General features: G+C 41.9%; 19 protein-coding genes and 4 tRNA genes. 11 read left to right on the top strand and 12 right to left on the bottom strand.

Annotated features, from left to right (window positions below; genetic code table 11):
- Positions 1 to 379: 379 nt before the first annotated feature.
- Complete coding sequence (locus AC2FA3_RS04945; RefSeq protein WP_490508591.1) at positions 380 to 943, bottom strand: protein disulfide oxidoreductase; 564 nt, start codon at positions 941 to 943, stop codon at positions 380 to 382.
- Positions 944 to 1063: 120 nt separating this feature from the next.
- The gene (locus tag AC2FA3_RS04950; RefSeq protein WP_490508592.1) at positions 1064 to 2701 is read right to left on the bottom strand and encodes a carbon-nitrogen hydrolase family protein; all 1638 of its coding nucleotides are present in this window, start codon (positions 2699 to 2701) and stop codon (positions 1064 to 1066) included.
- A gap of 668 nt (positions 2702 to 3369) precedes the next feature.
- Between AC2FA3_RS04950 and AC2FA3_RS04955 the strand changes: the two genes are divergently transcribed.
- Entirely contained in the window at positions 3370 to 3999 is a 630-nt protein-coding gene (locus AC2FA3_RS04955; protein ID WP_490508593.1) for a BLUF domain-containing protein, read from the top strand.
- Between the two features lie 141 nt (positions 4000 to 4140).
- On the opposite strand, the gene AC2FA3_RS04960 is transcribed toward AC2FA3_RS04955, so the two are convergent.
- The gene (locus AC2FA3_RS04960; RefSeq protein ID WP_490508594.1) at positions 4141 to 5601 is read right to left on the bottom strand and encodes an FAD-binding oxidoreductase; all 1461 of its coding nucleotides are present in this window, start codon (positions 5599 to 5601) and stop codon (positions 4141 to 4143) included.
- Between the two features lie 403 nt (positions 5602 to 6004).
- Here AC2FA3_RS04960 and serA point away from each other — a divergent pair, with 403 nt between their 5' ends.
- Positions 6005 to 7231 (top strand): phosphoglycerate dehydrogenase, encoded by a 1227-nt coding sequence (serA, locus tag AC2FA3_RS04965; protein WP_201610354.1) that lies wholly within the window; start codon positions 6005 to 6007, stop codon positions 7229 to 7231.
- Between the two features lie 109 nt (positions 7232 to 7340).
- Here the strand turns inward: serA and trhO are convergent, their stop codons facing one another.
- The 4 genes from trhO to metX form a co-directional block, all read right to left on the bottom strand.
- Positions 7341 to 8396: an oxygen-dependent tRNA uridine(34) hydroxylase TrhO gene (gene trhO / locus AC2FA3_RS04970; RefSeq protein WP_490508595.1), complete on the bottom strand. Its 1056-nt coding sequence runs from the start codon at positions 8394 to 8396 to the stop codon at positions 7341 to 7343.
- Positions 8397 to 8681: 285 nt separating this feature from the next.
- Complete coding sequence (locus AC2FA3_RS04975) at positions 8682 to 9263, bottom strand: tetratricopeptide repeat protein (protein WP_201610370.1); 582 nt, start codon at positions 9261 to 9263, stop codon at positions 8682 to 8684.
- 403 nt (positions 9264 to 9666) lie between these two features.
- Positions 9667 to 10284 carry a methionine biosynthesis protein MetW gene (gene metW, locus AC2FA3_RS04980; protein WP_201546276.1) on the bottom strand — a complete coding sequence of 206 codons (618 nt, stop codon included), beginning with the start codon at positions 10282 to 10284 and terminating at the stop codon, positions 9667 to 9669.
- Complete coding sequence (gene metX / locus AC2FA3_RS04985; RefSeq protein ID WP_490508596.1) at positions 10281 to 11678, bottom strand: homoserine O-acetyltransferase MetX; 1398 nt, start codon at positions 11676 to 11678, stop codon at positions 10281 to 10283. The genes metW and metX overlap by 4 nt, the downstream gene beginning before the upstream one ends.
- 500 nt (positions 11679 to 12178) lie before the next feature.
- On the opposite strand from metX, the gene hemH reads away from it, so the two are divergent.
- Entirely contained in the window at positions 12179 to 13198 is a 1020-nt protein-coding gene (hemH, locus tag AC2FA3_RS04990; RefSeq protein ID WP_490508597.1) for a ferrochelatase, read from the top strand.
- 84 nt (positions 13199 to 13282) lie between these two features.
- Here hemH and AC2FA3_RS04995 read toward each other — a convergent pair whose 3' ends face one another.
- From AC2FA3_RS04995 to AC2FA3_RS05015, 5 genes are all read right to left on the bottom strand, one after another.
- Entirely contained in the window at positions 13283 to 13624 is a 342-nt protein-coding gene (locus AC2FA3_RS04995; protein ID WP_490508598.1) for a hypothetical protein, read from the bottom strand.
- A 248-nt stretch (positions 13625 to 13872) separates the two neighbouring features.
- Positions 13873 to 14409, bottom strand: a complete 537-nt coding sequence (locus AC2FA3_RS05000; protein ID WP_490508599.1) for a hypothetical protein — start codon at positions 14407 to 14409, stop codon at positions 13873 to 13875.
- Between the two features lie 289 nt (positions 14410 to 14698).
- A complete protein-coding gene (locus tag AC2FA3_RS05005) occupies positions 14699 to 15934 on the bottom strand; it encodes a hypothetical protein (RefSeq protein WP_490508600.1) in 1236 nt (411 codons plus the stop codon).
- Positions 15935 to 16152: 218 nt separating this feature from the next.
- Complete coding sequence (polA, locus tag AC2FA3_RS05010) at positions 16153 to 19113, bottom strand: DNA polymerase I (RefSeq protein ID WP_490508601.1); 2961 nt, start codon at positions 19111 to 19113, stop codon at positions 16153 to 16155.
- A 266-nt stretch (positions 19114 to 19379) separates the two neighbouring features.
- Positions 19380 to 19793 (bottom strand): organic hydroperoxide resistance protein, encoded by a 414-nt coding sequence (locus tag AC2FA3_RS05015; RefSeq protein WP_201610384.1) that lies wholly within the window; start codon positions 19791 to 19793, stop codon positions 19380 to 19382.
- A gap of 345 nt (positions 19794 to 20138) precedes the next feature.
- Between AC2FA3_RS05015 and AC2FA3_RS05020 the strand changes: the two genes are divergently transcribed.
- From AC2FA3_RS05020 to AC2FA3_RS05055, 8 genes are all read left to right on the top strand, one after another.
- On the top strand, positions 20139 to 21056 hold the full coding sequence (locus AC2FA3_RS05020) for a hypothetical protein (protein WP_490508602.1): 918 nt from the start codon (positions 20139 to 20141) through the stop codon (positions 21054 to 21056).
- A 189-nt stretch (positions 21057 to 21245) separates the two neighbouring features.
- Complete coding sequence (locus tag AC2FA3_RS05025; RefSeq protein WP_490508604.1) at positions 21246 to 22841, top strand: peptide chain release factor 3; 1596 nt, start codon at positions 21246 to 21248, stop codon at positions 22839 to 22841.
- 200 nt (positions 22842 to 23041) lie between these two features.
- Positions 23042 to 23896 carry an RsiV family protein gene (locus AC2FA3_RS05030; RefSeq protein WP_490508605.1) on the top strand — a complete coding sequence of 285 codons (855 nt, stop codon included), beginning with the start codon at positions 23042 to 23044 and terminating at the stop codon, positions 23894 to 23896.
- Between the two features lie 115 nt (positions 23897 to 24011).
- Entirely contained in the window at positions 24012 to 25040 is a 1029-nt protein-coding gene (locus AC2FA3_RS05035) for an FHA domain-containing protein (protein WP_490508606.1), read from the top strand.
- A gap of 438 nt (positions 25041 to 25478) precedes the next feature.
- Positions 25479 to 25554 (top strand) — tRNA-Thr (locus AC2FA3_RS05040).
- Positions 25555 to 25619: 65 nt separating this feature from the next.
- Positions 25620 to 25703, top strand: a tRNA-Tyr gene (locus AC2FA3_RS05045).
- A gap of 86 nt (positions 25704 to 25789) precedes the next feature.
- Positions 25790 to 25863, top strand: a tRNA-Gly gene (locus tag AC2FA3_RS05050).
- Between the two features lie 101 nt (positions 25864 to 25964).
- Positions 25965 to 26039, top strand: a tRNA-Thr gene (locus AC2FA3_RS05055).
- Positions 26040 to 26418 lie beyond the last annotated feature (379 nt).

Raw genomic sequence — 26418 nt, forward strand, 5'->3', positions numbered from 1 at the left:
TAAATATAATATGGGGTCAAATATTTGATAATCGATGCTGGTATTTCACTTAGAAAAAGTTGCTTAGAGAGCATTGCTTACAACTTGTTTCTTATGAATTGCTTATAACTTGATTGTAAATAGTCACGTCCATCATAAATACTAATGAGACGATTGCAACAAAAAATATCTTTAAAAGATAGCAGAATAATTAGAAAAGTGAATATGATAACGGCAGCTATTATATGATAAAACGAGTAGGGTAAAAAGAGCTGACCAGTATCGTCCTATTTTTAACCAAAACCAGTCACTTGTATCAATATAAATACCTTGTCTATTAAATCATAGGTCTCACAAATTTGACTGTCTATTTATTAGATTATACCTAATTGGCTAAGCGCTAAAAAACTTCTGATAACCACAAGCGCAATTTCAGCGACCAAAGTGGCTGCATACCAGTCAAGCCTTGCGTCATCTCACCATCTTTTAGGACAACATAAGACGGCGTTACTTGACCCTGCCAATCGGTGAATATTTCACCTTCTTGGTCATTGACGGTGGTAAAGCGATAATTATGTTCGTTAAGGTAGCTGTGTAGCTCTTGGTCAGAGCCTGATTTAATCGCAATGGTCACCACAGGGTAGTCATTTGCAGCGGCAAGCTTATCTATGGTCGGTGAGGTCACCCGACAAACCGGACACCAAGTTCCCCAAAAGTATACCAACGTTGGCTTATCGCGACTCAGCGCTGCTAAGTCAACGCTCTGCCCTTGATAGTCAATCAGTTGTAATTGCGGATTGGCCGGCATGACGGGTTGTCGCCACCAGTTAATAGCAATATAAATGACCGCAAATACCAAGCCATATATAAACAGATTTTTAGCAACAGAACATACTTTTTGCTTTGGCGTTTTTTTTGGCGTATCAATAGTATTTTTAATATTAAGATTAGAATCAGTCGTCATAGTGGCTGCTTTTTTTGCTCTTAAAATTTTTGATAGATAAAAATAAACGGCTGAATGGTCAGCCGTATTATTTTAATTGCTACGTTCTTATTTTTAATGCCTATTTCTTAAAATAAACCCTTAAAGCTTTTGTGCGCGGTCTTGCAATGGATCGCCAATAAGGACGCTGCCTGAGTTTTCACGGCGCTCTTCATCAGTTAATTTGCTGGCTGGAATTTTGGCTTTTCTCTTCCATTTTAAGCTAAACAAATCATCACGGCGGTCAAGTAGATTATGCACCGAGCCTTCATTACGAACATGAATCAGCTTATCTAAGTTCAAATCCGAGAAGAATACCATCTCTGTATTAGGCGTGGTTTCCGCCATAATCGCATCATGCGGGAAAGCAAAATCCGATGGTGAGAAAATAGACGACTGCGCATACTGGATATCTAAGCTTTCAACTTGCGGTAAATTACCGACAGAACCGCAAATCATCACATAGCATTCATTTTCAATCGCACGCGCTTGGGCACAGTGGCGTACGCGCAGATAGCCGTTTTGAGTATCTGTCCAAAACGGTACAAATAAAATATCCATATCATCAAGCGCCATCAAGCGCGCAAGCTCTGGGAACTCAATGTCATAGCAAACTAAGATACCGATACGACCAGCATCAGTGTCGAATACTTTGACTTCATCGCCACCTTCAATCACCCACGCGCTACGCTCATGCGGGGTAATATGAATTTTGCGCTGCTCCTCGACTGTACCGTCACGGCGGCATAAATAGCTGACGTTATATAAGGTATCATCTTCATCGAGCAGAGGCATAGAGCCGCTGATGACGTTGACGTTATAGCTGACCGCCAAATGTGAAATCTCGTTTTTAAACCATTCGGTATAACCGGCCAAAAAGCGAATCGCAACGTTTTGGTCAGTCGATTCACACAGACCCATTAACGGCGCGTTAAAAAATTCTGGTAAACAAGCAAAGTCAGAGTTGTAATCAGCCATAATATCGACAAAGAACTCAACTTGTTGCAACAGCTCTTCAGGTGATTCAACTTCACGCATCTGCCACTGAATACCGCCGATTCTGACCTCTGATTTACGCGTATTGGGCTTATAATCTTGCGGCTCATAATAAATGTTTGCCCATTCAAGCAACGTCGCAAAGCCTTTAGACTGTTTGTCATCTGGCAAATAAGCCGTCAAAATACGTTTAACGATAAAGCCATTTGATAACTGGAAAGACAGCGCGGAGTCATGAATTTCACGCGCTTCAACGGCTTCAATATATTCGCCAGGTGTCAAGTCTTGGTGATTGTGATAATTGGGAATACGACCACCGGCTAAGATAGCGCGGAAGTTTAACTGGCGGCACAGCTCTTTACGCGCATCATAAAGTCTGCGACCCAAGCGATAACCACGATATTCAGGATCGATTAACGCATCTAAGCCATAAATAGCATCGCCTTCAGGGTTGTCTCTGATAATTTCTTTATGACCAATTAAGTCATCATAAGTATGCGGATTAGAGAACTTGTTGTAATCAACGCGCATCGATAGCACGATGCCAATCAGCTCATCATGGTCAAACAAGGCAATCTGTCCTTCAGGAAAGGCATCAATTAAGGTGTTAATGGTGTTTTTTGACCACGCGCCGCCCAAGTTGACATAGACACGATCCATCAAGGCTTTAAGTTGCGGATAATCTTTTTTCTTAATCTCAGCAATGGTGAGGTGAAAGTCGTCTAATTTTTCTATCTTGCTCATAATGTTCCTGTCTGTCGTTTCTGTAAATCAGTGATAATAAATCAATAATATTCAATCGATGTTAATGTTATTTTGATAAGGGTGTTCATAAAAAAATAGTGATAAAAAGGGTAGTGATAAAAAATAATAGTTATAAAAAGGCAATTATTAAAAGTCGTAAAAAAGGTTCTTAATAGATGTTTTTGCATAGATGCAATTGCGAAAAGTAAACGCCGGCGCCCAATTTTTAGGTAACTTTTCAGTTAATAATGTCGAGAAAAGCATATCTATAGGCTGATATAATCGTTACAATCAATTATCTTTGCATTTACAATGAGTTATAGCCAATGAGCTATAAACATTGTATCTGTCATTGTTATTTTAATAAGGCGATTTAGCCTGTTTACAAGTGCTTATGTTGGCACTGTATTTTGTCTCGATTTCCTATTGCTTATTATGACAAATCACTTTTAAGCAATCTACCAATTTAATAATGCTCTTTATCACGCCCTTTATCAAGGTGGTTATGATAGCAAGTCTCGTAGTCAATCACAGTCAAACGGCGTAACTATTTGCTAGGTTTTTGTGACTTACTATCACTTGTGAACGAAGTTTTTATTCGCTTAAGCGTCATTTTATGTGGCGTATTTTTTGGTTACTTTTAACGGTAACCTTTTAGGATTTTAATTATGCCTCTAACTCATACTAATGCCTTTAGCAAATTAGATGAAATAGCAGACACTGCATTGGTACAGTTGGTTTATGTCAGCACCCTGACGCTTGCTTCGCGCTTAAATGCGGCGATATTTGATGAAGTAGAGGCTCATGCGCGTGATTACAATGAGCAGCACGGCATCACAGGTACGCTATGTTATGGCAATGGTCATTTTTTACAATGTATAGAAGGCGAAAAAGCCAAAGTTGCGGCGCTGACGCAGCGTATCTTTGTTGATAGCCGCCATAAAGACTTGCAAGTGCTAGTATTACAAGTGGTTAAGCAGCGTAGCTTCTCGGACTGGCGGATGCGTTTGCTGTTTTTGGAGCGTTGGTTATGGTCGCCTGCCACCAAAAAACAAGCAGCGCAACTGTCGCCCTATTTGCCCTTTGCGCCGCACGGTTGGTCAGCTGAGCGTACCGAGCAATTTTTGCAAATTATCAAAACCTTTGATACCGCGCCACATATCAAAGCGGCAGATATTACCTATAATGCGCTTGGCAATATGGTGCGCCATATCGCCGCGCCGCATCAAGCCTTTTTAGTGGTGCAAGGTTTTTTGAGTGTGTTGTTAGTTGTTAGTTTGGTGCTGCTATATTTATAAGCCATAGGATTACGATGGTAAAGCATACTGCTTCATTTTATGACTGATGATAAGAATTCTTATAAAAAAGACGCTAGACTTAATATTTAGCGTCTTTTTTTATGCAATTAAAATTATTACGATAATAATAAATTGAACCAATTACATATCAAAAATCTTACCACGGTTCATAATGTTATTCGGGTCAAAGACTTTTTTAACTTCGCGTAAATAATCAATCTCAGTTTCGCTGCGACTATAATTTAGATACGGCTTTTTAGTCATACCAACACCATGTTCCGCAGAGACCGAACCGCCGTATTTTTGTACCGTCTCAAACACGTGTTTATTGACGATTTGACACTCGGCAAAGAAATCATCTTTGCTCATGTTCTCAGGCTTTAAGATATTCAGATGCAAATTGCCATCGCCGATATGACCGAACCAACAGACTTCAAAGTCCGGATAGTTACTGCTGACAATATGATCAATCTCAGCGATAAACTCAGGCACATAGCTGATTAATACCGAGACATCGTTTTTATAAGGGGTGAATACCGAGATGGTCTCAGATATATATTCGCGTAGCTTCCACAGCTCTTCCGCTTGCGCTAGACTCTGACTCATCACCCCATCAACGACCCAACCTTGCTCCATGCAATCCTCAAATATCGCCATGGCTTTATCCATGATAGGCTCATACGGCGCTTCAAACTCTAGCAGGGTATAAAACTTGGTGCGTGACTCAAATGGCTCTTGTACTTGGCCATGAGCCATCAGCTTATCAATCGCCACATCATCAAAGAATTCAAAAGCGGTCAAATCAATTTGTGCTTGAAATGCCGAAAGTACATTCATGACATCATTAAAGCTGTCCATACCCAGTACCATGACGTTTAAGTCTTGCGGCTGACGCTCAAGCTTTATTTGTGCATGGGTGACAAAACCAAGTGTGCCTTCGCTACCAATAAACAATTGGCGCAAGTCATAACCTGTCGCATTTTTGACCATACCGCGGTTGAGCTGCAAGATATCACCTTTACCAGTGACAACTGTGAGCCCCATAATCCATTGACGCGTCATGCCATAGCGAATCACTTTAATACCACCGGCATTGGTGCCGATATTGCCACCGATTTGACTTGAGCCAGCAGAAGCAAAGTCGACAGGGTAGTAGAGGTCTTTTGATTCGGCAAACTGTTGCAACTGCTGCGTGACTACGCCAGCTTCAATCTCAACCAGTCGGTCGGCAGGATAGAACTGTCCAATTTGGTTCATTTTATCCATGCTAACGACAATCTCGCCATTGGCGGCAACTGCGCCAGCAGACAAACCGGTACGACCACCACTTGGGGTTAAAACCACATTGTGCTCATTGGCAAGGAGCACGATGGCTTGTACTTGCTCAGTAGTCTTTGGAAAGACGATAGCAGCGGCCGCAGGGGCGAAATGCTTGGTCCAGTCTTTGCCCCAGTGTTCTAAACTTTCGCTATCAGTCTTGATTTGGCTGGCGTCAAATTGATGCACATCAAGCAAGCTGCTTAAGATACTTTGGACAGCAGCGGTATGGGTGGTAGAGTCGTTTTGGGCGGTAGTGTTGCTTTGGCTAGCTAAAGAAGTCATGGTCAAATCTCGGTAGAAACGTAAGCGCTATGCATAAAAGGGATTATTATATCGCTAAATGGATATAACTCAGCGGTGTTAACTGTGTTTATATAAGTAATTGGGTTTATATAAGTATAAGCGAGCGCGTTGAGCAATGATAGACAGATATGCTGTCATGCGTCTATGTATGTAGCTATCTAGCCTAAATCATTAAAAAACAGTTTAATAAGGTTTGGCTATAAGGTTTATATACAGTAACTCACTATAGCATAAAAAGTTTTCAGGCTTGATAAGCAATAATTCATCTAATCTGCTAACATCGCTGCCAAATTTTGTGTAAGATATCCAGACTGTTTTCGTTTCATCCATCAGACTTATCCCACTGATGATTTTTATAAGACAATTATAGGACAGTTCTCACATGGCGTTATCACTACAAAAAGATAAAATCCGGTTTTTATTGCTTGAAGGTCTACATGACAATGCGTTAAAAGTATTGGAAGGGGCCGGTTATCATAATATCGAGAATATCAGTCACGCCTTAGATCAAGATGAGCTGATCGAAAAGATTAAAGACGCTCACTTTATCGGTATCCGTTCGCGTACGCAATTGACACGTGAAGTGCTTGAGCACGCTCACAAGCTTATCGGTATTGGCTGCTTTTGTATCGGTACCAACCAAGTAGACTTGGACGCCGCTCGTGATTTGGGTATTCCTGTCTTTAACGCGCCATATTCGAATACCCGTTCGGTCGCTGAGCTGGTACTAGCCGAAGCCATTATGCTATATCGCGGTATCCCTGAAAAAAATGCCACTGTACACCGCGGCGGTTGGGGCAAATCTGCGACCAACTCACATGAAGTACGTGGCAAGACTATCGGTATCGTCGGTTATGGCTCTATCGGCTCTCAATTGTCGGTATTGGCTGAAAGCTTCGGTATGAAAGTCATCTATCATGATGTCGTGACTAAATTACCACTTGGTAACGCCGTGCAAGTAAGTAGCTTAGAAGAGCTATTATCAACCGCTGATATCGTCACCTTGCATGTGCCTGATGTGCCAAGCACGCGCTATATGATGAAAGCTGAGCAGTTTGCCCATATGAAAGACGGCAGCTACTTTATTAATGCGGCACGCGGTACTTGTGTTGAGATTGATGATTTGGCAGCAGTGCTTGAGTCAGGTAAAGTATTGGGCGCAGCGATTGACGTGTTCCCGAAAGAGCCAAAATCTGCTGATGAAGAGTTTGAGTCACCACTACGTAAATTTGACAACGTTATCTTAACGCCGCATATCGGTGGTTCAACCCAAGAAGCGCAAGCGAATATCGGTCTTGAAGTTGCCGATAAATTTGTTCGTTACTCTGACCAAGGTGATACTGCAACTGCCGTAAACTTCCCAGAAGTTTCTGTGCCGTTTAAAGAAGGCTCGCATCGTCTGCTGCATATCCATAGAAACGTCCCAGGCGTATTGTCACAGATTAACCGTCTGTTTGCCGAAGCGCATATCAATATTTTAGCGCAAAGCTTAATGACGGAAGGTGATGTTGGTTATCTGGTGATGGATGTGGATTATAACGATTCAACCGCTGCGCTAGATCAGCTAAAAGACGTTGAAGAAACGATTCGCGTGCGTATCTTGTTCTAAAATTAAGCACTATCATTTAATTTTACGACTGGTATAAAAAAAGAGATGCTCTATTAATAGAGCATCTCTTTTTTATGGCTAATAATTTAAAAGTTTAACGCTTAACTTATTAAGCTTTGGCTTTATTCGCAGCTTCCGCTTGACGACGTGCTTCAACTTTCGCCGCTTTACGCTTTTCAATCACATCAATCACATCGCTACCGATATGCACTTCGCCACGTTTTTTTGCTAGCTGCATTTGATGCTCACGCTCACGGAAACGGGCTTTTTGTTCTTCAGTCGCTTTATCGATACAGTGCGGACAAGACTCGCCTTTGATATAGGCGGCGCTTTGCATTTCTTCATGAGTAATCGGCATGCGGCAAGCAAAGCATTGCTCATAGTTGCCTTTCTCTAAGTTGTGATTGACTGAAACGCGGTTGTCAAAAACGAAGCAATCGCCTTGCCACATAGAGTCACTGGCTGGGATTTCTTCTAAGTATTTTAAAATGCCACCTTCTAAATGATAGACCTCTTCAAAGCCTTGCTCGCGCATAAATGCTGTCGATTTCTCACAGCGAATTCCGCCGGTACAGAACATGGCGACTTTTTTATGTTTAGCAGGATCTAGCTCTTTTGCCACGTATTCTGGAAACTCGCGGAAGGTTTCGGTATTTGGATTAACCGCATTTTGGAAGGTGCCGATTTGAACTTCGTAATCATTACGAGTATCAATCAAAATAACTTCAGGGTCTGAGATAAGCGCATTCCATTCGCTTGGCTTGACGTAGCGACCAACCGATTGTAATGGGTCGATATTCTCTACGCCCATCGTGACGATTTCTTTTTTTAGCTTGACCTTAGTGCGATAAAAAGGCTGCGCATCGGTATAAGATTCTTTAAAGGTAAAGCTGCCAATCGCTTCGATACGACGCAGGTAGTCTAAGACATTATCGATACCTTGGCGACTACCAGAAATCGTGCCATTAATGCCTTCGCTCGCGATTAATAAAGTGCCTTTGACGTCATTTTCAACCATATTGTTTAAAATTGGCTCGCGATATTGCTCAAAATCAGCAAAACGCGTGAACTTATAGAGTGCGGCAACGACAATATTATTGGTGACACTATCGTATTCGGTGGCATGGTTTGGTGCTTTGATGTCAGTAATTTGTGAGGTACTCATGTTTTCTCCTGCTGGCTAGGTCGCAAACCTAGTGCATTGGGTTTAGGGTGTTTTTTGAAATTAACGGTTAAAAAATTGATAAAGCCCATAACACTAGTGTAATTGTGGAATTGGCTAATGCGCGCGTAGTGTAGCAAATTTTAAGAAATTTTTGGAAGGTTTATCGTTCTAAATTATCACAGAGATATGAGAGATAATAAAAACGGAAAACAAAAAAGCCCAGTACGATACTGAGCTTTTTTTATATTCAATGCGTAAAATCGAAGTTTAGTTTATTGTTTAAAGTTACTTACTTTGAAACCAAGTATCGGCTTTGCTACGAGCACTAGCGATGTCCGAGCTTGATAAGTTCAATGCCAATTGACCGATTTTGCCGCGTGCTTTGTTACGGACTTTTTCATCAAGCATGCCGTCACGGGCAGCCAAGTCGTACCATTTATAAGCATCGACTAGATTTTTTTGCTTTTCGTCTAGCAGAGCAAGCGTATAGCTGGCACGGTTATCACCGCGCATTGCCGCTTTTTCTAACCAACCGCGTGCTTGCTGTAGGTTTGGTTGCACACCTTCACCGCGCAAGTACATGATGGCAAGATTTAACTGAGCAGGGGCAACGCCTTGCTGAGCTGCTTTGGTATACCACTGGACAGCTTGTTGGGTGTTTTTAGCTATACCTTCGCCTTTTTGCAAACGCTTAGCTAAGTAAAACTGGGCGTGATTGTTACCTTGGGCAGCGCTGGCAGACAGCTCACTGATAGGCATTAGCTCAAAACGTGAAGTGTCAAGTGGCACGTTTGATATTAACTCAGCGTTGGCAAGGCCCGCACAAGAGAACAGGGCAGTGAACAACGCAGCTTTTAATAATTTCATAGCAGCTCCAAAATTAGGCAGTTAATAAGCAAAAGAAAAGTTGCACCGCTAGAAATTGTCTCGCTAAAGACAGTTAGACGGCGATAACAATTAGGTGAATTCTTGCAGTACCAACTTACCTAATCATTAGCAATATAATTAATAATGGTCGTGTGACAGTTGCGCTAACCGAGCCGATAAACGGTCATAATCGGGGTGCGACTGACACTATTTTGCTAGCTTAACACCCAAACTTACGAAACTCAAATACTAATTACACGATTTAATGCTTACCTATACCCCATTGTCCTCAATAAAATCATAGGGTTACTTTAGCGTAAGGATAAATTAACATTCTATTAAGGTTAAAATTATTACCTATTGAGTTAAATTGTCGTTAATAACAAGGGCATAAACCCTGCTGTTAATCAGGTTTTTGTTTACTGACCCGATAAATAGCGACGTCTGCTAGCAGGTTGGGCGCTTGTCTGATTAATGCTGTCATCAGTGGGCTATGACCTTTTTCAGAATCACTGACCGCAAAGCGGTTGATGATATGAATATCATGCTGCGCGCAAAGTTTTTCGAAATCCTTAAAGGTACACAAATGGATGTTTGGGGTGTTATACCACTCATAAGGCAGCGCTTCTGACACCGGCATCAGACCTTTTAAGCCCAAATGTAGGCGGTTTTGCCAGTGCGCAAAGTTGGGAAAGGTGATGACGGCTTCGCGGGCAACGCGTAGCATATCAAGCAGCAATACATCAGGTGCTTTTACCGCTTGCAGTGCTCGCGCCATAACGACGGTATCGAAGCTATTATCTGCAAAACGACTTAAGCCATCATTGAGGTCTTGCTCGACGATAGATAAGCCTTTAGTAATGGCTTCATTAATTTTATCTTCGTCAATCTCAAGTCCATAGCCAGTTACGCCTCGATTCTGCTGTAAATGTGCCAGCAGCTCGCCATTACCGCAGCCTAAATCCAGCACATGTGAGTGCGGCGCAATCCAACGCTCAGCCAATTGATGGTCCATTCTCATGAGCGTGCTCCCTTGGCTTTTAAGCGATTAGCAATAAATGGTGCGGTCAAAAAGCCTTTAACAGCCCCCATATAACGTGGAATATCAAACAAAAACGAATCATGACCGTGCGGGGCATCGACATTGATGTAGCTGACCGGTTTGCCGGTCGCCATCAGCGCATCGACAATTTCTTGTGAGCGCTCGGGAGCAAAGCGCCAGTCAGTAGTAAATGACACCACTAAATACTGACACTGCGTATGAGCAAAGGCGGCTTTCAGCGCGCTCAGCTCTTTTGCATTGGCTATATTAATATGCTCAATATCCGTGCTATTGTTTAAAGTTTTCTCAAGCTCATTCTCGGTAGAATCGGCTTTTACTGATTCTGCGAGAGAGTTTTCTAACGCTTCTGATGATTTTGTTGATAAATCTGCTGCTGATGGATAGTCACGCGTCGGGTCAAAATAATCTAAGGCTTTGGTCATGAGCAGATAGGTATTGGCATCGAAGTTTTCGCTAAAGCGTTCGCCTTGATAGCGCAGGTAACTCTCAACTTGGAATTCGACATCGTAGCCATACATAAACTTGCCAGATTTTAAATCACGGCCAAATTTGGCCTTCATTGCATCATCGGTCAAATAAGTAATGTGCCCAACCATCCGCGCCAAAATAAGCCCGCGCCGAGGATAAGTACCTGCTTGCAAATACCGTCCGTCTTTAAAATCAGGATCAGACAATATGGACTGCCGCGCCACCTCATTAAAGGCGATATTTTGTGCCGAGAGCTTGGGCGTACTGGCAATGACCACGCAGCGTTTGAGTCTATCTGGATAGTCAACCGACCATTGCATCGCTTGCATACCGCCCATAGAGCCACCGACAATGGCATGCCAAACATCTATACCTAAACGGTCTGAGAGCATGGCTTGGGTTTTGACCCAATCTTTGATGGTAACAAGTGGAAAGTCAGGGCCATAAACCTGCGGTTCACCCTCATTGCTTATACTCTCTGGATTGACGGTCGTTGGACCCGTAGAACCAAAACAGCTGCCGATGTTATTCACACAAACGACAAAAAATTGGTTGGTATCGATGGCTTTATTAGTGCCAATCATATTATCCCACCAGCCCGCTTTCTTATCGTCGTCACTATGAAAACCTGCCGCATGATGGCTACCTGATAAGGCGTGGCAAATCAGGATGGCGTTTGATTTGTCGCTATTGAGCGTGCCATAAGTTTCAAAGATTAAATCGAATGAGGGCAGGGTGCGATTGCACTCCAAGGTCAACGGCTCAGCGAAATGAAAAGTCTGCGGCGTGACGATGCCAACTGAACCTACCGAGCCGACGATATCGGTCGTATTAGCGAAATGGTTGGTGGAATGCTCACTGGTACTATCAGAACGTGCGCTCAAAGCTACCTCACAAAACAACAGTTATGGATAAAAAAATGGTTATAAATAAAACGAACATAGGATGGCGGTAGTCATTAGTCTAACTAGTTTGTTGTTATAAGCTGGTCTATTGTAGGGCGATGCACGTAGGAGTACAACCTTGATACGCAGTCTTTCAAGTAAAGTGTAAATAGCTAGCGCATTAACGGTATAGCAATACCAAAGCTCAAGCGTTTTACCCTGCGTTTTTGATGGTTAAAATGCTACACTGATGACAAATATATGCCTTTGTATTTAGCCATAATTTGGTATTTGATTGACTGTCATCTGCTTAGTATATTTTGATAATTGCCAAGCGTGGTTAATTAAGGCTTAATAGTACTATTGCTAAATTAGCTGCTTAATAATTTTAGTCTTTACTATTTTAGCGCAGTACTCTCTTTTACATTAATTGACGCATTTTTTGCTTGTTAAGACTTAGAATCCAACCATAACGTATCCCAATAATAGATAATGCCATTATGAAACCTGAATTGCCGCCACGTATTGCCGTCTTATTAATCAATCTAGGTACGCCTGATGAACCTACTGCGCCTGCAGTACGTCGCTATTTGCGTCAGTTTTTATCAGACACGCGAGTGATTGAGATTCCTAAATTATTATGGGCGATTATCCTTAATTTGTTTGTATTGCCGAGTCGCCCGAAGCGGGTAGCCGCAGCCTATGCCAGTATTTGGGATGGCGACTCGCCAATGCGCAATATCCTGAACCAACAAGTAGTGATGTTAGATACACGTTTGGCTGAGCAGGCTGCGCCATTTCGCGTTTCTGTTCATTCTGCAATGAGCTATGGTAATCCGGGTTTGCCTGATGTGATGGACAAACTGCGTAGCGAAGGTGTTGACCACTTTGTGATGTTACCCGTATTTCCGCAGTATTCAGCGACCTCAACTGGCGCAGTGTACGATGCGATTACCAAGTGGTCGCTTAAGCAGCGTAACTTGCCTAATATCACGATAGTTAAAGACTACTTCGCCCATCCTTTATATATCAAAGCATTAGCGGATAGTATTCGTCGCTTTCAAGCGGTACATGGCAAACCTGAAAAACTGATGTTTAGCTTCCACGGTATTCCGCAGCCGTATATGGATAAAGGCGATCCTTATCCTAGACGTTGTAAATGTACCGCCGCGCAAGTGGCACAGGAACTGGGATTAGGACCTGATGAATGGATTATCAGCTTCCAGTCACGCTTTGGTAAGCAGGAATGGGTTAAGCCTTATACCGACGTCATACTCGATGAGTGGGCAAAGTCAGGTGTAAAATCAGTACAAATTCTCAGTCCAGCGTTCTCAGCGGATTGCTTAGAAACGTTAGAAGAATTGGCGATTGAGAACCGTGAGAACTTTCTTCATGCTGGCGGGCAAGAATACCACTATATTCCAGCGCTGAATGCCGATGAGGCGCACATAGATTTGTTAGAAGCCATGAGTGCGCCATTAGTAAAAGGGTGGGCTGGGACGTTGGATGGTTGGGCTTAATTATCTTCTTAAGTCAAAAAAATACCGGACATAATGTTCGGTATTTTTTTCTGAATTATTTTCTATTTTGCAAATATATAATTTCTAAAAATTTTCATCATTAGAAATCTTTGCCGCATCTCTATCAGCAATATCAACGATACTAGGATAATCTTTATCGTCTAAATTGTCTTCGACCAACACTTCATCAATTCGAGATTCATCGATATTTTGGCGATGTATCGGCGTTAGTCCTTGAGTTGCATCCGTACCAACTTCAGAATTATGAAATCCTGCGCTATTATCGATCACATCGTCATTATCAAAGATATGCAGCATAGGATTATTTAAATCAATCTCTTGGCTGCCGTCTTCGTTATCATCAATGTTGCTATCGCCTTCGATATGATCCATCTCTTCTGGTAGTGGGGTTTTTGCATTGTCCATGGATATGTCCTCATTATAGTTATAAATGCTATGAAAATGATCGTTACTAATTATCAAAATGATACATGCAAGTTTGCCGCGTTATAATCGCAACTAATAGTAGTAAGGTGTCACAGGATGTGCAAAAAATGTAAGGATAGAAAGTAAAAAAACGGCTGCCAGCAGTATTAGTTAGGTAGGCAGCCGTGTATAGGTTTTTAGCTTCATCGAAGCGTTTTCTAACTGATTAAAGTTAATTAAGAATCTTTCTAGCTGGCTTTACAGGGTTCATGAGGCTGTAGCTGATATGAAACATGACTTTCAAAATCAATAAGCTTAAAACGCCACAAGTAAATTAAAGCGATTGCATAAACACTGGTTTCTGCAATTTCTTCTACGATTTCACCCATATTTTCAGGGATGAAAATGGCGTTTTCACCCATATACTCTAACAATGCCAGTGCAACCACAGCGATATATAGTGACACTGGCACCTTTTTTAATACTGTCCATAGATAACGCCAGCTATAGGCCAACAAGCCCACAATCAGCAGATAGACCGTTAATAGTACAGCGTCTTCCCACCAATCATAAGAATGGTTCAAAAATGAAAAACCACTGGGAATGAAGAGCTCAGGCACGTAATTTAACTCACGACGTATCACAGCAAAAAATACTAATACGGATGCCAACCAGAAATATTGACCTAGTTTGAGCTGGCTTTGTATCATATATTGAGCACAGCGGAATATGCAGGCGAATAATATAATGATACCTGGTAGTTCGATTACGCCATCTGAAGTCAAAATAAATACTCCTGGTTTTTACAAATGAAAAAGTGAGCGCGAAGGCTCACTTTAAACCGAAAATCGTTTAATCATTAACGTTGATTGGTCGCTATTATAACGCCAGATTTGGCCTAATATCGTTATGAATTCATACTAACTGGTCAGCCGCAAGTATAAATAAAGTAAGTTTAATCAGTTAAATGCTTATATGGGATACTGTTTAACGCGTTAATCATCACTAATAACCATTTATTTAGGAGTTATTTATGAGCTATTTATGAGCACTGTTAAGTATTAAAAATAAGCACTAAAAAAAAGCTTCCATGCGCAGTAGAGCAGCGAGGTAATGGTCTTTATTCTCAGTTTTATCATTATAATAATTTAGCTCTGTTTGCACATATAACCACTCTCGCCAAATAGGTTGACGGTAGGTGATAGCAGGGCCATAGCTGTTTAAAGACGACTTATCCTCATCAAAATAACCACTGCTAGAGATACCGTATGCCAGCTGCTTCTCATTACCTAAATAGTGTACTTGTCTGAGGTCATTGGCCCAATCGGTACTTTCTTCATCATCTTGATTGCGATAGCTGATGGTGGTGCGATTATTGATAAAGCGGTTGGCATCGCTGCCGTATTTCAAAGTAATGCCGCCTCGAGCATAGTGTTCACTATCGAGACCATAGCGATAGAAATTGTCGTTGCTCACCGTCAATTTATCGCTCTCATACCAGTTTTTATCCATACTGAGTTTGACATAAACATCATCGAGAGAACGAATACCAACATCGACATCAGTTTTTACTCCGAGTTTATTTTCGATCTCATCACTAAAGCGTGACCAACGCAGGGCAATGGAGGCATTTTCTTCTCTTGTTTTTCTGGTGTTAACGAGCTTGTCTGGGTTGGTCTTATAAGTCCTTCCTGTAGCGCTTTGCTTCAAGAAGGCGTCTTCATCCAAATCTTCATCACCGATAATCAAGCTTAAACGTTTCTCTAACATAGGCAGGCGTAAGCGCCCACGAATTCTTGGTTCAATGCTAACATCACTACCTGATTGCGGATCATTAGCCCAGCGCGTATCTAACACTACTCGTAGACTGGCGGTGGCAGGCTTTTTTGGGTCAGGTTGACCGAACCAGCCATCCATTTCATCAGCCCATTCATTCAATTGCTCTTGAGCCTCTTGGTGCTTTTCGTCTGCCCAGCCCCATTCTGTATTGGATGCTTGAGCGTATTGTTCATTATCTTGATGGATAGATTGACCATCATTTTGGTTAGCAGTTTGCTCATTGGTTTTAACCGTAGCTTGATAACCAAATTGGTTAAGGCTTTTGTCATTAATATCTGACTTATTACTATCAAGCGGCGCGGCAGCTGCTATATTTTTCTTATTCTCTGTGTTTTCTAAAGCTTCTATATTTTTTAATGACTCTGACTCTGATGACGTAGTAGGAGCATTGTTAGCCATTGCTGGCGTGTATGGGCTTAGACTAAGGATAAGATAACAGGCAATGTTATTAAGCTTAAATGGATTGGTCATAGAGCGTTTCAATTTTTTCGCCAAGTGAAGATGGATGGATTATGCGATGCTGAGATTATTATTGATACAGTTAGCTGAATATGAAATACGCCTATTTAATCTAGCGTGCTGCTGAGATACGGTCATTATTCAGTAAATTTAAAACAACAAAAAGGCTTGGCAAAATGCCCAGCCTTTTCTGTCAAAAAATTCGTAGAGTAAAGTCTATATTTTAATCATTAATGCGCTTCGTCCCAATTGCTACCAATATCGGTTTCAACCAATAACGGTACCGCAAAGTCAACACTCCAACCTTTTGCAACAGCCGTTGTGGTCAGGACATCTTGCATAGCGTCGGTAATCAGTTGGCGAATATCAGAAACTTTATCAGCATCAACCTCAAACACCAATTCATCATGGACTTGTAGCAGCATTTTTGCTTGCTCTTTTGGCAATACTTTATCGACCGCTATCATCGCAAGTTTGATCAAATCAGCGGCTGAACCTTGGAGTGGGGCGTTAATCGCTGCGCGTTCAGCGCCTTGCTTGACCATGCGATTACTATGATTGATATCAGGCGTATAAAGCTTACGACCCAATATCGTCTCGACATAACCTTTTTCATAAGCACTGGCACGCGTATTAATCATGTAGTCTTTGACGCTTGGATAACGCTCAAAGTACATATCGATATAATCTTGCGCCTCGCCGCGGCTCATCTGTAGCTGCTTCGCCAGACCAAAGGCACTCATACCATAGAGCAGACCGAAGTTAATGGCTTTAGCGTTGCGGCGCTCAGTGGCGCTGACCTCTTCAACGGCTTTGCCTAATACTTCAGCAGCCGTTGCCGTGTGAATATCTAAGCCTTCGTTAAAGGCGCGAGTTAAGTTTTCATCGCCTGAGAAATGCGCCATCAGACGCAATTCAATTTGTGAATAATCCGCGGCTAAAATAACGCGACCTTCTGGGGCGATAAAGGCTTGGCGAATCAGTCGACCAGTCGCAGTACGAATCGGAATATTCTGCAAGTTAGGATCGGTTGAAGATAAGCGTCCGGTGCTGGTCAAGGCTTGATGGTAGCTGGTATGCACACGGTCGGTATCCGCATCTGCTACATTATCCAGCGCATCGGTATAAGTGCTTTTAAGCTTCGATAAGCCGCGATATTCAAGAACAATTTCAACCAACGGATGGTCAATTTTTGACAATACTGCTTCGCCAGTCGAGTATTGACCTGACTTGGTTTTTTTACCGCCCGGAACGCCTAGTTTCTCAAACAGCATCTCGCCGAGCTGCTTTGGTGAGCCAAGATTAAATTCTTCGCCAGCGACTTCATAAGCGCGTTTTTCAAGTGCGATAATCTCTTCATCAAAACGTTTGGATAGCTCATTTAAAAACGGGCGCTTGATTAAAATGCCATTTGCTTCCATTTGACAGAGTATCTCAGCCGTTGGAATCTCTAACTCGTGTAGCAGCTTAGAATTGTTTTCGTCATTAGCCAGTTTTTCGCTAAAGACATCAAACAGCTGATACGTAATATCGGCATCTTCACAAGCATAGTCGCTAGCAATATCAATAGCCACTTGATCAAAGCTAACTTGTTTCGCGCCTTTACCAGCGACATCCTCAAAGCTGATAGTTTGGGTTTGCAAATAATGGCGTGCCAAATCATCCATACCTTGGCGAGTAGCTGCCGCGTTAATCACATAGCTGGCAAGCATAGTGTCCATCGCCCAGTTATTAGGGTTTTCATGAATATTGCCCAACAGATCGATATCGTAAAGGCTAAGAATATGGGCATCATATTTTAAATGTTGACCGATTTTACCGATTTTTGGATTTTCTAAGATAGGTTTTAAGCGTGTCAAAACTGTATCGCGGTCAAGCTGCTTGGTAATCAGTTCATCGCCTTCTAAACTATGAGTCAGCGGCACATAATAAGCCTCATGGGCTTTTACAGCAAAAGATAGCCCGACCAAATCAGCCTGACGCCAATAAACGCTGGTGGTTTCGGTATCGATGACAAAGTGTGGTGCGTCTTCTAATAGTTTTACCAAGCTATTAAAAGCAGGCTCATCTAAAATCGTATGCCACGCTTTATCATGACTTTTACTGTCTTTGATATTATCGATGCTGCTTGATTGTAGAGATTTGGCGATTTGTGCTTGTGATTCGGCATCCGCCTGACTGTCGGCAACACTTTGCGCGCCGTTCCCATTAGCTGGATGATTGGGATGGTCAAGTGATGCCAGCTCGTTTCTAAATTCAAGCTCAGTATAGAGCGCGCGTAGCTCATCGATATGGGCACACGGGTCGGTATTGATTTTCAAATCTTGCCAGTCTTGACCGATTTCTAAGTCGGTAACGATAGTCGCTAGCTGCGCATTAAAAGGAATGTCTTCGACATATTCGACCAGATTTTTGCCAGCGCGTCCTTTGATGTCGGCGACATTTTTAAGCATATTGTCGATATTGCCATATTCATTAAGCAAGTCTTTGGCGGTTTTTTTACCAATGCCGGGCACGCCTTTGATGCCATCAGAGGAGTCGCCCATTAATGTTAGAAAATCAATCATTTGCTCAGGATTGATGCCAAATTTTTCCACCACGCCTGCGCTATCGGTGATTTTCCCCGTGAAGCTGTCCTCTAATATGACGCAATCATTAATCAGCTGCATCATGTCTTTATCACCGGTCGAGATAACCACGTGATGACCTTCGGCAACTGCACGATGGGCGAGGGTGCCAATAATATCATCGGCTTCCGCGCCTTCAATACGTAATAACGGGATTCCTAGGGCAGCAACTAAACTGTGGATATAAGGAATTTGTTCGGCAAGCTCGACATCCATTTTTGGACGATTGGCTTTATAGTCTTCCGACATCGCATGACGAAAAGTCGGTGATTTGGTATCAAAACAAACCGCCATATGGGTTGGGTGATAGCGGCGCATCAGCTTTAATAGCGCATTCAATGTACCGCGTATGGCGTTGGTCACTAGCCCTTGCGAGTTCTGCATGGTTTTTGGCAAGGCATGATAAGTGCGAAACAAATAATAAGAGCCGTCGACCAAGATAAAAGGTGGCTGCTCTTTGTTGACATGGCTGGTATCCATGGTCGCTACATTTGGCATGGTCGCAAAGTTTGGTAGCGTATTGGGATTAATAGGCGAGTGCGAGTTGTGATCGTTGTCGGTCATAGAAAGTCACTTATCAAATATTGAGCAGCAAGTATTGGCTAAAAACAGATATTTAGTAAAACATTGGATAAAAAGATACCTTCATTATAACGATAAAATACCTTCTTGCCGAATAGATGGCGAACTAATAAATAGATGGTGAAAATAGTAAACAGTTACTATGCGTACTAACGTAAATCACAGCCAATGCATAGGCAATAAAAAAGAACCCAGACCAGCTGAGTTCTTTGATTAGTCTTCTTTTTACTAACTAATATTTTTATGACTTATTTTACTTCTGAGGTTACTTCACTATCGATATTACCGTGTGTGGCTTTCGAGTATGGGCAAACTTTATTGGCTTTTTCGACCAGCTTTTGAAATTCATCGGCTGACAGTTCTGTATTTTCACCAGTAACATGAATCTTCACTGCCAATTTAAAGTCTAGACCTTCGCCTTTCATTAAATCTACTGATACTTCAGTAGTCGAGTCAAACTTTGCTTTTTCTTCGCCTTTAACTGCCGCAAGCGCGCCATCAAAGCAAGCCGCATAACCCATGGCAAATAATTGCTCTGGATTATTACCGTCTTTACCAGAACCCGGTGCGACCATATTAATCGTCAAATCACTATCTTGCAGGCTTGCTTTACCAGTACGACCGCCAGTAACGGTTGCTTGAGTAGAATACAATGTTTTCATAACATATCCTTTGTTGTTGGTTTTTATAATCAATTTACGTTATTCACTATGCAGTTTTTTACTATGCAACCTGCCATAGAAAAGCACTCTCACATAGCAAACCATTAGATTAGCATAATGGACAGCGCTAAACGTATACCGCAAGTTTGTATATGGTAACTTGATAAACCTGCTTGATAAGTGGCTATGGTAGCGACAGCAACAGGACTTTAGTGTATAAATAACGACTGTATTAATGTAAACTAATAATAAATAGTCTTAGACTAAAATCTTCAGGATGGGTGATAAAGAAGCCTAACCATAAGGGCACTTAATCATAAGGACACCTAATAAGGATACCGTTTAATGAATGGCTGGCTGAATAAACGAATTGTGATACCGAGTATGGTCTGTTTAATGGCTCTTGCGCTCGTCGGCTGCGAAGAAGAGGACGTATTCTTTGGCTCAGGCGGTAGTAATAATATAACGCTGACGAGCTTTGCTAATAGCTATGACAGCCAAGCTAGCGCGACTGCGATTGCACGTATCGATGAAACCTACCGTACTGGCAAGTATGAGATTCAGAGCAGAAACCTTGTCAATAGTTATAGCAATCAGAGTTTGAATACCTTGGATAAAACAGTATTGGCGGATAAATTCGAAGGACGACTGGAACATAAAAATATCGAAGTTAATGGTCGCACCGTGAAACGCCCAGTTTATGAAAAAAATACTAATAACAAGTTTAATTATGAAACCACTTATAAAACCTTGGATTTATCAGGTTTAAAAGCGGACAGTTATAGCGCAGGTAATACGGTAAATAGTAGTCGCGGCATCATTACTGGCTTAAATAATTATCCTAACATTCCAGCCACCCTAGAATTTCCAGCAGGCTCAGTTTGTTATATTCCAGTCGTCACCAGCGAGCGCGCTTTTTTAGCGTTTAATGAAAAAGACAAAACCGGATATACCGCGCTTGATAAGTGGGTTGAAGCAGCCGAAGCGCGTTTTAATGATGATAGAGATTATAGTACCTCAAACTTTGGCGTCGGCATAAATAACAAGCAAAAAGCGGCGCAAGTGATGTTTTTTGAATATAAAAGCCAACCGGCTTATCAGTATAATGGTGTGGAATATAGTAAAGATATTTATGAAGCCGTTTATGTGGCCAAAGGTAGCAGTAATCCAAATACCAACAGCTTTCGCGGTGTGGTCGATTGCACGATAGTCAATGATGTCGCGGCTGACTTTTTAGAACGAGAAATCAAGCGCTATTATTAAAGGTAAGAGCGCCTAAAGCTTAAAAGTTTTTAAAATTTAAAAATATCAACACTCTCTACTTAGCTTTCAGAGAGTGTTTTTTTATGCGCTAATTCTGCAACCAGACGCTAAATCCGCTACAATACGTCCATTATTTATCCTATTTATTTAGATTGATTTCTAAATCACACAACCGTTGAAGCCGAAATTATGAGCGTAGATCCAAAGAAATTAAGCAAAGAAGTCGCCAAGCGCCGCACCTTCGCCATTATCTCGCATCCCGATGCGGGTAAGACCACCATGACCGAAAAGCTTCTGTTATGGGGGCAAGCGATTCAAGTAGTTGGTGAAGTTAAAGGGCGCAAAACCGACCGCCATGCGACGTCTGATTGGATGAGTATGGAACAAGAGCGTGGTATTTCTATCACCACCTCGGTTATGCAGTTCCCTTATAAAGAACATATGGTTAATCTGCTAGATACACCGGGTCACGCCGACTTTAGTGAAGATACCTATCGTACTCTGACCGCTGTAGACAGTGCGCTGATGATGGTCGATGGCGCAAAAGGTGTCGAAGAACGTACCATCAAATTGATGGAAGTTTGCCGGATGCGCGATACGCCCATCATCTCATTTGTCAATAAACTTGACCGCCAAATTCGTGAGCCGCTTGAGCTACTCAGTGAAATCGAAGCGGTATTAAAGATTAAATGTATTCCGGTCACTTGGCCTATCGGTATGGGGCAAGATTTCGTTGGCGTCTATCATTTAACCGAAAACAAAACTTATCTATATGAAAAAGGTCACGGCGGTGACATGACGGTCGCTGAGACGCGCGAAGGCTATGATTATCCTGATATTCGTGAGCGTTTGGGCAAGCTGATGTTTGATTCTTTTGAAGAGTCGCTTGAGCTGGTACAAATGGCGCTTGAAGAGTTTAGTGTTGACGCCTTCTTAGCGGGCGAGATGACGCCAGTATTATTCGGTACGGCGCTGGGTAACTTTGGTGTCAATATGGTGCTAGATACCCTCATTAAATATGCGCCGCCGCCAAAATCGCACCCGACCAATGAGCGCGAAGTGGCAGCAACCGAAACCGAATTTAGCGGCTTTGTGTTTAAGATTCAGGCCAATATGGACCCGCGTCACCGTGACCGTATTGCTTTCTTACGGGTGTGCTCAGGCAAGTACGAAAAAGGCATGAAGATGAAACATGTGCGCTTGGGTAAAGACGTACGTATTGCAGATGCTTTGACTTTCCTTGCCGGTGACCGTGAAACGCTAGAAGAAGCCTATCCGGGTGATATTATTGGTTTGCACAACCACGGGACGATTTCTATCGGTGATAGCTTTACCGAAGGCGAGGAGCTGAATTTTACGGGTATTCCGCATTTTGCTCCTGAACTGTTCCGCCGTGTCATTCTAAAAGATCCACTAAAATCGAAAGCGCTACAAAAAGGTTTGCAGCAGTTAAGTGAAGAGGGCGCAACGCAGGTCTTTATGCCGCAGATTAATAACGATTTAATCTTGGGCGCGGTGGGTGTCCTACAGTTTGAAGTGGTCGCGCATCGTCTAAAAGAAGAGTACAAAGTGCAATGCATCTTTGAGCCAGTATCGATTGCGACTGTACGCTGGATTCATTGCGATGATGAAGTGGCATTGGCGAAGTTTAAGAAAAAAGCACATGACCAATTATCGATAGATGGCGGCGGCTATTTGACCTATTTAGCACCATCACGGGTGAATTTGCAGTTGATGCAAGACCGCTATCCAGAAGTGACCTTTAGTAATACACGCGAGCATTAAAATCAGTTTTTTAATCTTCCTGCTTACTTTTAAAAGACACGCTATCGTGTCTTTTTTATTATAAGAGATTTCAGTTGCAACTAAATATCAGCTTTAGTATCAGCATTAAGTACTTAAAAACACAAACAGTGTACCTACAATACTACAGAATGGTTACGGTAGAATATCAAGATACCTTATCTGTATATTAAAGAGGCTCTATGAAAGCTGCACTCCAACCTCATGCTAATAAGTCAAGATTGCCTCAAAATTCTGTCCTACACGGCGATTGGCTGAGACTAATAACCTCGTTAGGTGGTGGGTTGCTGCTTGGCGCATTAAGCCTATCAGCGCATGCTGGGAACCTCATTAGTCACACTGAATATTTAGAGTATGAGCTGCCCAAAAAAATAGAAGAAAAATGCGCGTCGCGTGATAATTGTCCAGAGATTCAGGTTAAGTACCTTAATACCAATCATGGTTGGATAAATACGCTGACCAATGCGCGTATCAATCATTTGGTCGTTAATAGTAAACCAACTGAATCCGCGCCCATCACTAAGAAAAGTAGCCCAGCAGAAGTTAAGGCTGCTATCGACGGTTTTGTTAACTCGCAATTTTCTGATCTGCCGCAAGACAGCATTTTTGTCTATAACTTAATGGTGACGCCCGAATATTTGGGTCATGTGAATGATTTCGAGATGTTTGAGATAAACTCCTATGTCTTTACGGGTGGCGCTCACGGCATGCCATATAGTGAATATCTTATATTTGACCAGCAGAGCAAAAAAAAAATCCAATTAGCAGATATGCTGCAGCCCAATAAAAAACCTCGCTTTAAAGCCTTAGCTTATGATGCTTATAAAAAGTGGGTGAAAACGGTCGATAACGACGTCAAAAATTATGAGAAGAACTGGCCGTTTACTTTAAGTGATAACGTAACGTTGACCGATAAAGGAGTCGATATTCGTTATCAGCATTACTCTATTAGTCCGTACGCATATGGTATGCCCGTGCTGAGCATTCCTTACGAGAAACTTGGCGGTATTATAAAACCGCGCTTTATACCTAAATAATGCAAACAATAAATTTTAGCTAATATTGAACTTATCATTTTAAAAATGGTAATTTAAAGAAACTGATTAAGTAAAGACAGCCATTGAATATTTAATAAAAATAAGGAGTGATAGCATGACGAACCATACAGAAAATGCCAATACACCAGTAGCCACAAATGGTGCAGCATGGCAGCTTGATGCCTTAACCGAAGCCTTGGGTGCTCTGACATTGACAGTCAGTGATAGCCTGTCTGTGGGACGCGGTAGCGATAATGATGTGGTGCTCGGTAGCAAGCAGGTATCACGCAATCATGCGGTGCTGAGCGTATTAAACGGTCAGTTGTACGTTAAGGACTTAGAATCATCAAACGGTACCTTTATCAACGACCAGCGTATTGAGGCCAATAAATCTACAAATATTGCTACCAATGATACGCTAGGTTTTGCAAGCTTTAGCTTTCAGGTAAGCGCGCCAGTGGCTGCTATGGATAATGAGGAAGTAGTTGCAGATAAACCAACTTTGATGTTGAGTCCTGATACTGAAATAGCGCCTATTGTTGAAGCGGAGCCGGTCGTTAAAAAAAATGTTATCGAAGAGATATTGCCTATTGAGGACAATCTACAAGCTACCCCTAGCGCAGCAGTTGTGCAAACTGCAAATACATTAGACGAGCCAGTCGTTAAAGAAACAGGAATTAATGAAGTCTTGTCAGCGACATTGACTGAAGCGAATCCTGTTATCACTGAGTCAACTGAGCACACAGTAGTGACGCCTAAAGAAGCACCAGCTCCAACGAGCGCCTCTATTGTACAGGAACCAGAACCAACACAGCCTGCAGCTCGTCAAGCATCAGAAGCATCAGAAGCAGCAGACGCTGCAAAGCATGACAAAACCACCAAAACGGCCCTACAAGAAGAAGCAGACCCTGATGTGTTACGTGCCAAGCAAGCTGCTACTGGGCAGTTTTCAGGTACTGCCAATTTGGGTCAACCTCGCGACCTTGGCACCACTGGCAATAATGCCATGGATCAAGCCATTGATAACCCTGCTAATGCTGGACAGATCGAGAAAAAGCCCAGCGGCAGTTGGTTTATATGGGTATTTGTGGCAGTTTTAATTATTGGCCTAGCATTATGGTTATTTAATATGGGCGTCGTATAATTGCTTTAGCGCCACCAATCGTTTATAAAATTCCTTAAAAAAGGCATCTACCAGCTGATAATATTTATATAACTTGTAACTTTTAAAGGTTATTAAATTATCACTGGCAGTTTGCCAATTTGCTGCATAAATTGTCCGTTTATAGATTAACTTTATGAATCATTTGTTAGAAGTCATAAAATATAAAGTTAATTAAAAGGTTTTATTATTGATTTAGGTAGTAAAAATAATCGGTAGTAGAGAAGATAGCGGTAAGCTAGTTAGCTTGCTGCTTGGCTGATAATATTAATTACGATAAAAAGTGCGATTTAATGCTAGAAAAAACAGTAACGTAATCAAGCGTTTGACGGTTCTTATGAAAATAATACTAAAAAAACCAAAAAATAGCTTGCGTCTGTCAAAATATTTGATAGAATAGCCACCACTTTGAGAGAACAAGCCGACTTAGCTCAGTTGGTAGAGCAACTGACTTGTAATCAGTAGGTCGCCAGTTCGATCCCGGCAGTCGGCACCATCTCTTTCAAAGTCGCTTTTTATAAATTTGCTTTAAATTAAAGTGATTTTATATCAAGCAATCTAGGTGGGATTGGGGAGCGGTCAAACCCAACAGACTGTAAATCTGTCGCGAAAGCTTCGAAGGTTCGAATCCTTCTCCCACCACCATATTTTTTTCAAAGTTTGTCCTAGCGCCAAGCATACTCTCTATCTTTAACGACTCGCTATCAGAGTCAAACAGCATAAGAGTAAATGCGGGTGTGGTATAATGGTAACACCTTAGCCTTCCAAGCTAATGACGCGGGTTCGATTCCCGCCACCCGCTCCATATATGCACCATCGCAGCAACTATCAATCATCACGACAGTCAGTTATTATTGCTGTATCGTGATATTTTTTTTAGTGCAACCCAGTGGTTGGCTAGAATACGCTCATATAGCTCAGCGGTAGAGCACTCCCTTGGTAAGGGAGAGGTCTTGAGTTCAATTCTCAATATGAGCTCCATTTATTATTCAAGTGTTTTATCGAAATTATAGAATATTGAAAATTATAAATAGAGTGTGGCAGATAATGATTTAAGGGTGACACTGAGGTGTTGCCTTTTAGTGCTGTCAGTTTATTAATAAACTCAGTTATTAATAAGAAGTTTGAAAATAAAGTAGCTTGCCAATGTGCGTTATAATACGCGGCAATGTGCAAGAGATTGAAAAGCAAGTATAATGTCTCTATATAAAGTTGTAGGCATTATTACCGCTATCAACATTACCGCTATCAATCCTTGTTAATAAATAAGCTTTAGTAGTAAAACCATAGCGTCAACGGTTTGATGGTTTTTATGCATCATGAGCCGTCAAACAGCTATTTACCGATCTTTGATTGTTAA

Source organism: Janibacter sp. CoH_79_TC_3 (assembly GCF_058197955.1).

Excerpts from the sequence above, each read along its gene's own strand:
- AC2FA3_RS05030 (WP_490508605.1), top strand. The coding sequence starts at position 23,042 with ATGAAAGCTGCACTCCAACCTCATGCTAATAAGTCAAGATTGCCTCAA.
- polA (WP_490508601.1), bottom strand. The coding sequence starts at position 19,113 with ATGACCGACAACGATCACAACTCGCACTCGCCTATTAATCCCAATACG.
- AC2FA3_RS04950 (WP_490508592.1), bottom strand. The coding sequence starts at position 2,701 with ATGAGCAAGATAGAAAAATTAGACGACTTTCACCTCACCATTGCTGAG.
- serA (WP_201610354.1), top strand. The coding sequence starts at position 6,005 with ATGGCGTTATCACTACAAAAAGATAAAATCCGGTTTTTATTGCTTGAA.
- AC2FA3_RS04945 (WP_490508591.1), bottom strand. The coding sequence starts at position 943 with ATGACGACTGATTCTAATCTTAATATTAAAAATACTATTGATACGCCA.
- AC2FA3_RS04975 (WP_201610370.1), bottom strand. The coding sequence starts at position 9,263 with ATGAAATTATTAAAAGCTGCGTTGTTCACTGCCCTGTTCTCTTGTGCG.
- AC2FA3_RS05025 (WP_490508604.1), top strand. The coding sequence starts at position 21,246 with ATGAGCGTAGATCCAAAGAAATTAAGCAAAGAAGTCGCCAAGCGCCGC.
- AC2FA3_RS05035 (WP_490508606.1), top strand. The coding sequence starts at position 24,012 with ATGACGAACCATACAGAAAATGCCAATACACCAGTAGCCACAAATGGT.
- metW (WP_201546276.1), bottom strand. The coding sequence starts at position 10,284 with ATGAGAATGGACCATCAATTGGCTGAGCGTTGGATTGCGCCGCACTCA.
- hemH (WP_490508597.1), top strand. The coding sequence starts at position 12,179 with ATGAAACCTGAATTGCCGCCACGTATTGCCGTCTTATTAATCAATCTA.
- AC2FA3_RS04955 (WP_490508593.1), top strand. The coding sequence starts at position 3,370 with ATGCCTCTAACTCATACTAATGCCTTTAGCAAATTAGATGAAATAGCA.
- AC2FA3_RS05005 (WP_490508600.1), bottom strand. The coding sequence starts at position 15,934 with ATGACCAATCCATTTAAGCTTAATAACATTGCCTGTTATCTTATCCTT.
- AC2FA3_RS05020 (WP_490508602.1), top strand. The coding sequence starts at position 20,139 with ATGAATGGCTGGCTGAATAAACGAATTGTGATACCGAGTATGGTCTGT.
- AC2FA3_RS04995 (WP_490508598.1), bottom strand. The coding sequence starts at position 13,624 with ATGGACAATGCAAAAACCCCACTACCAGAAGAGATGGATCATATCGAA.
- AC2FA3_RS04960 (WP_490508594.1), bottom strand. The coding sequence starts at position 5,601 with ATGACTTCTTTAGCTAGCCAAAGCAACACTACCGCCCAAAACGACTCT.
- AC2FA3_RS05015 (WP_201610384.1), bottom strand. The coding sequence starts at position 19,793 with ATGAAAACATTGTATTCTACTCAAGCAACCGTTACTGGCGGTCGTACT.
- trhO (WP_490508595.1), bottom strand. The coding sequence starts at position 8,396 with ATGAGTACCTCACAAATTACTGACATCAAAGCACCAAACCATGCCACC.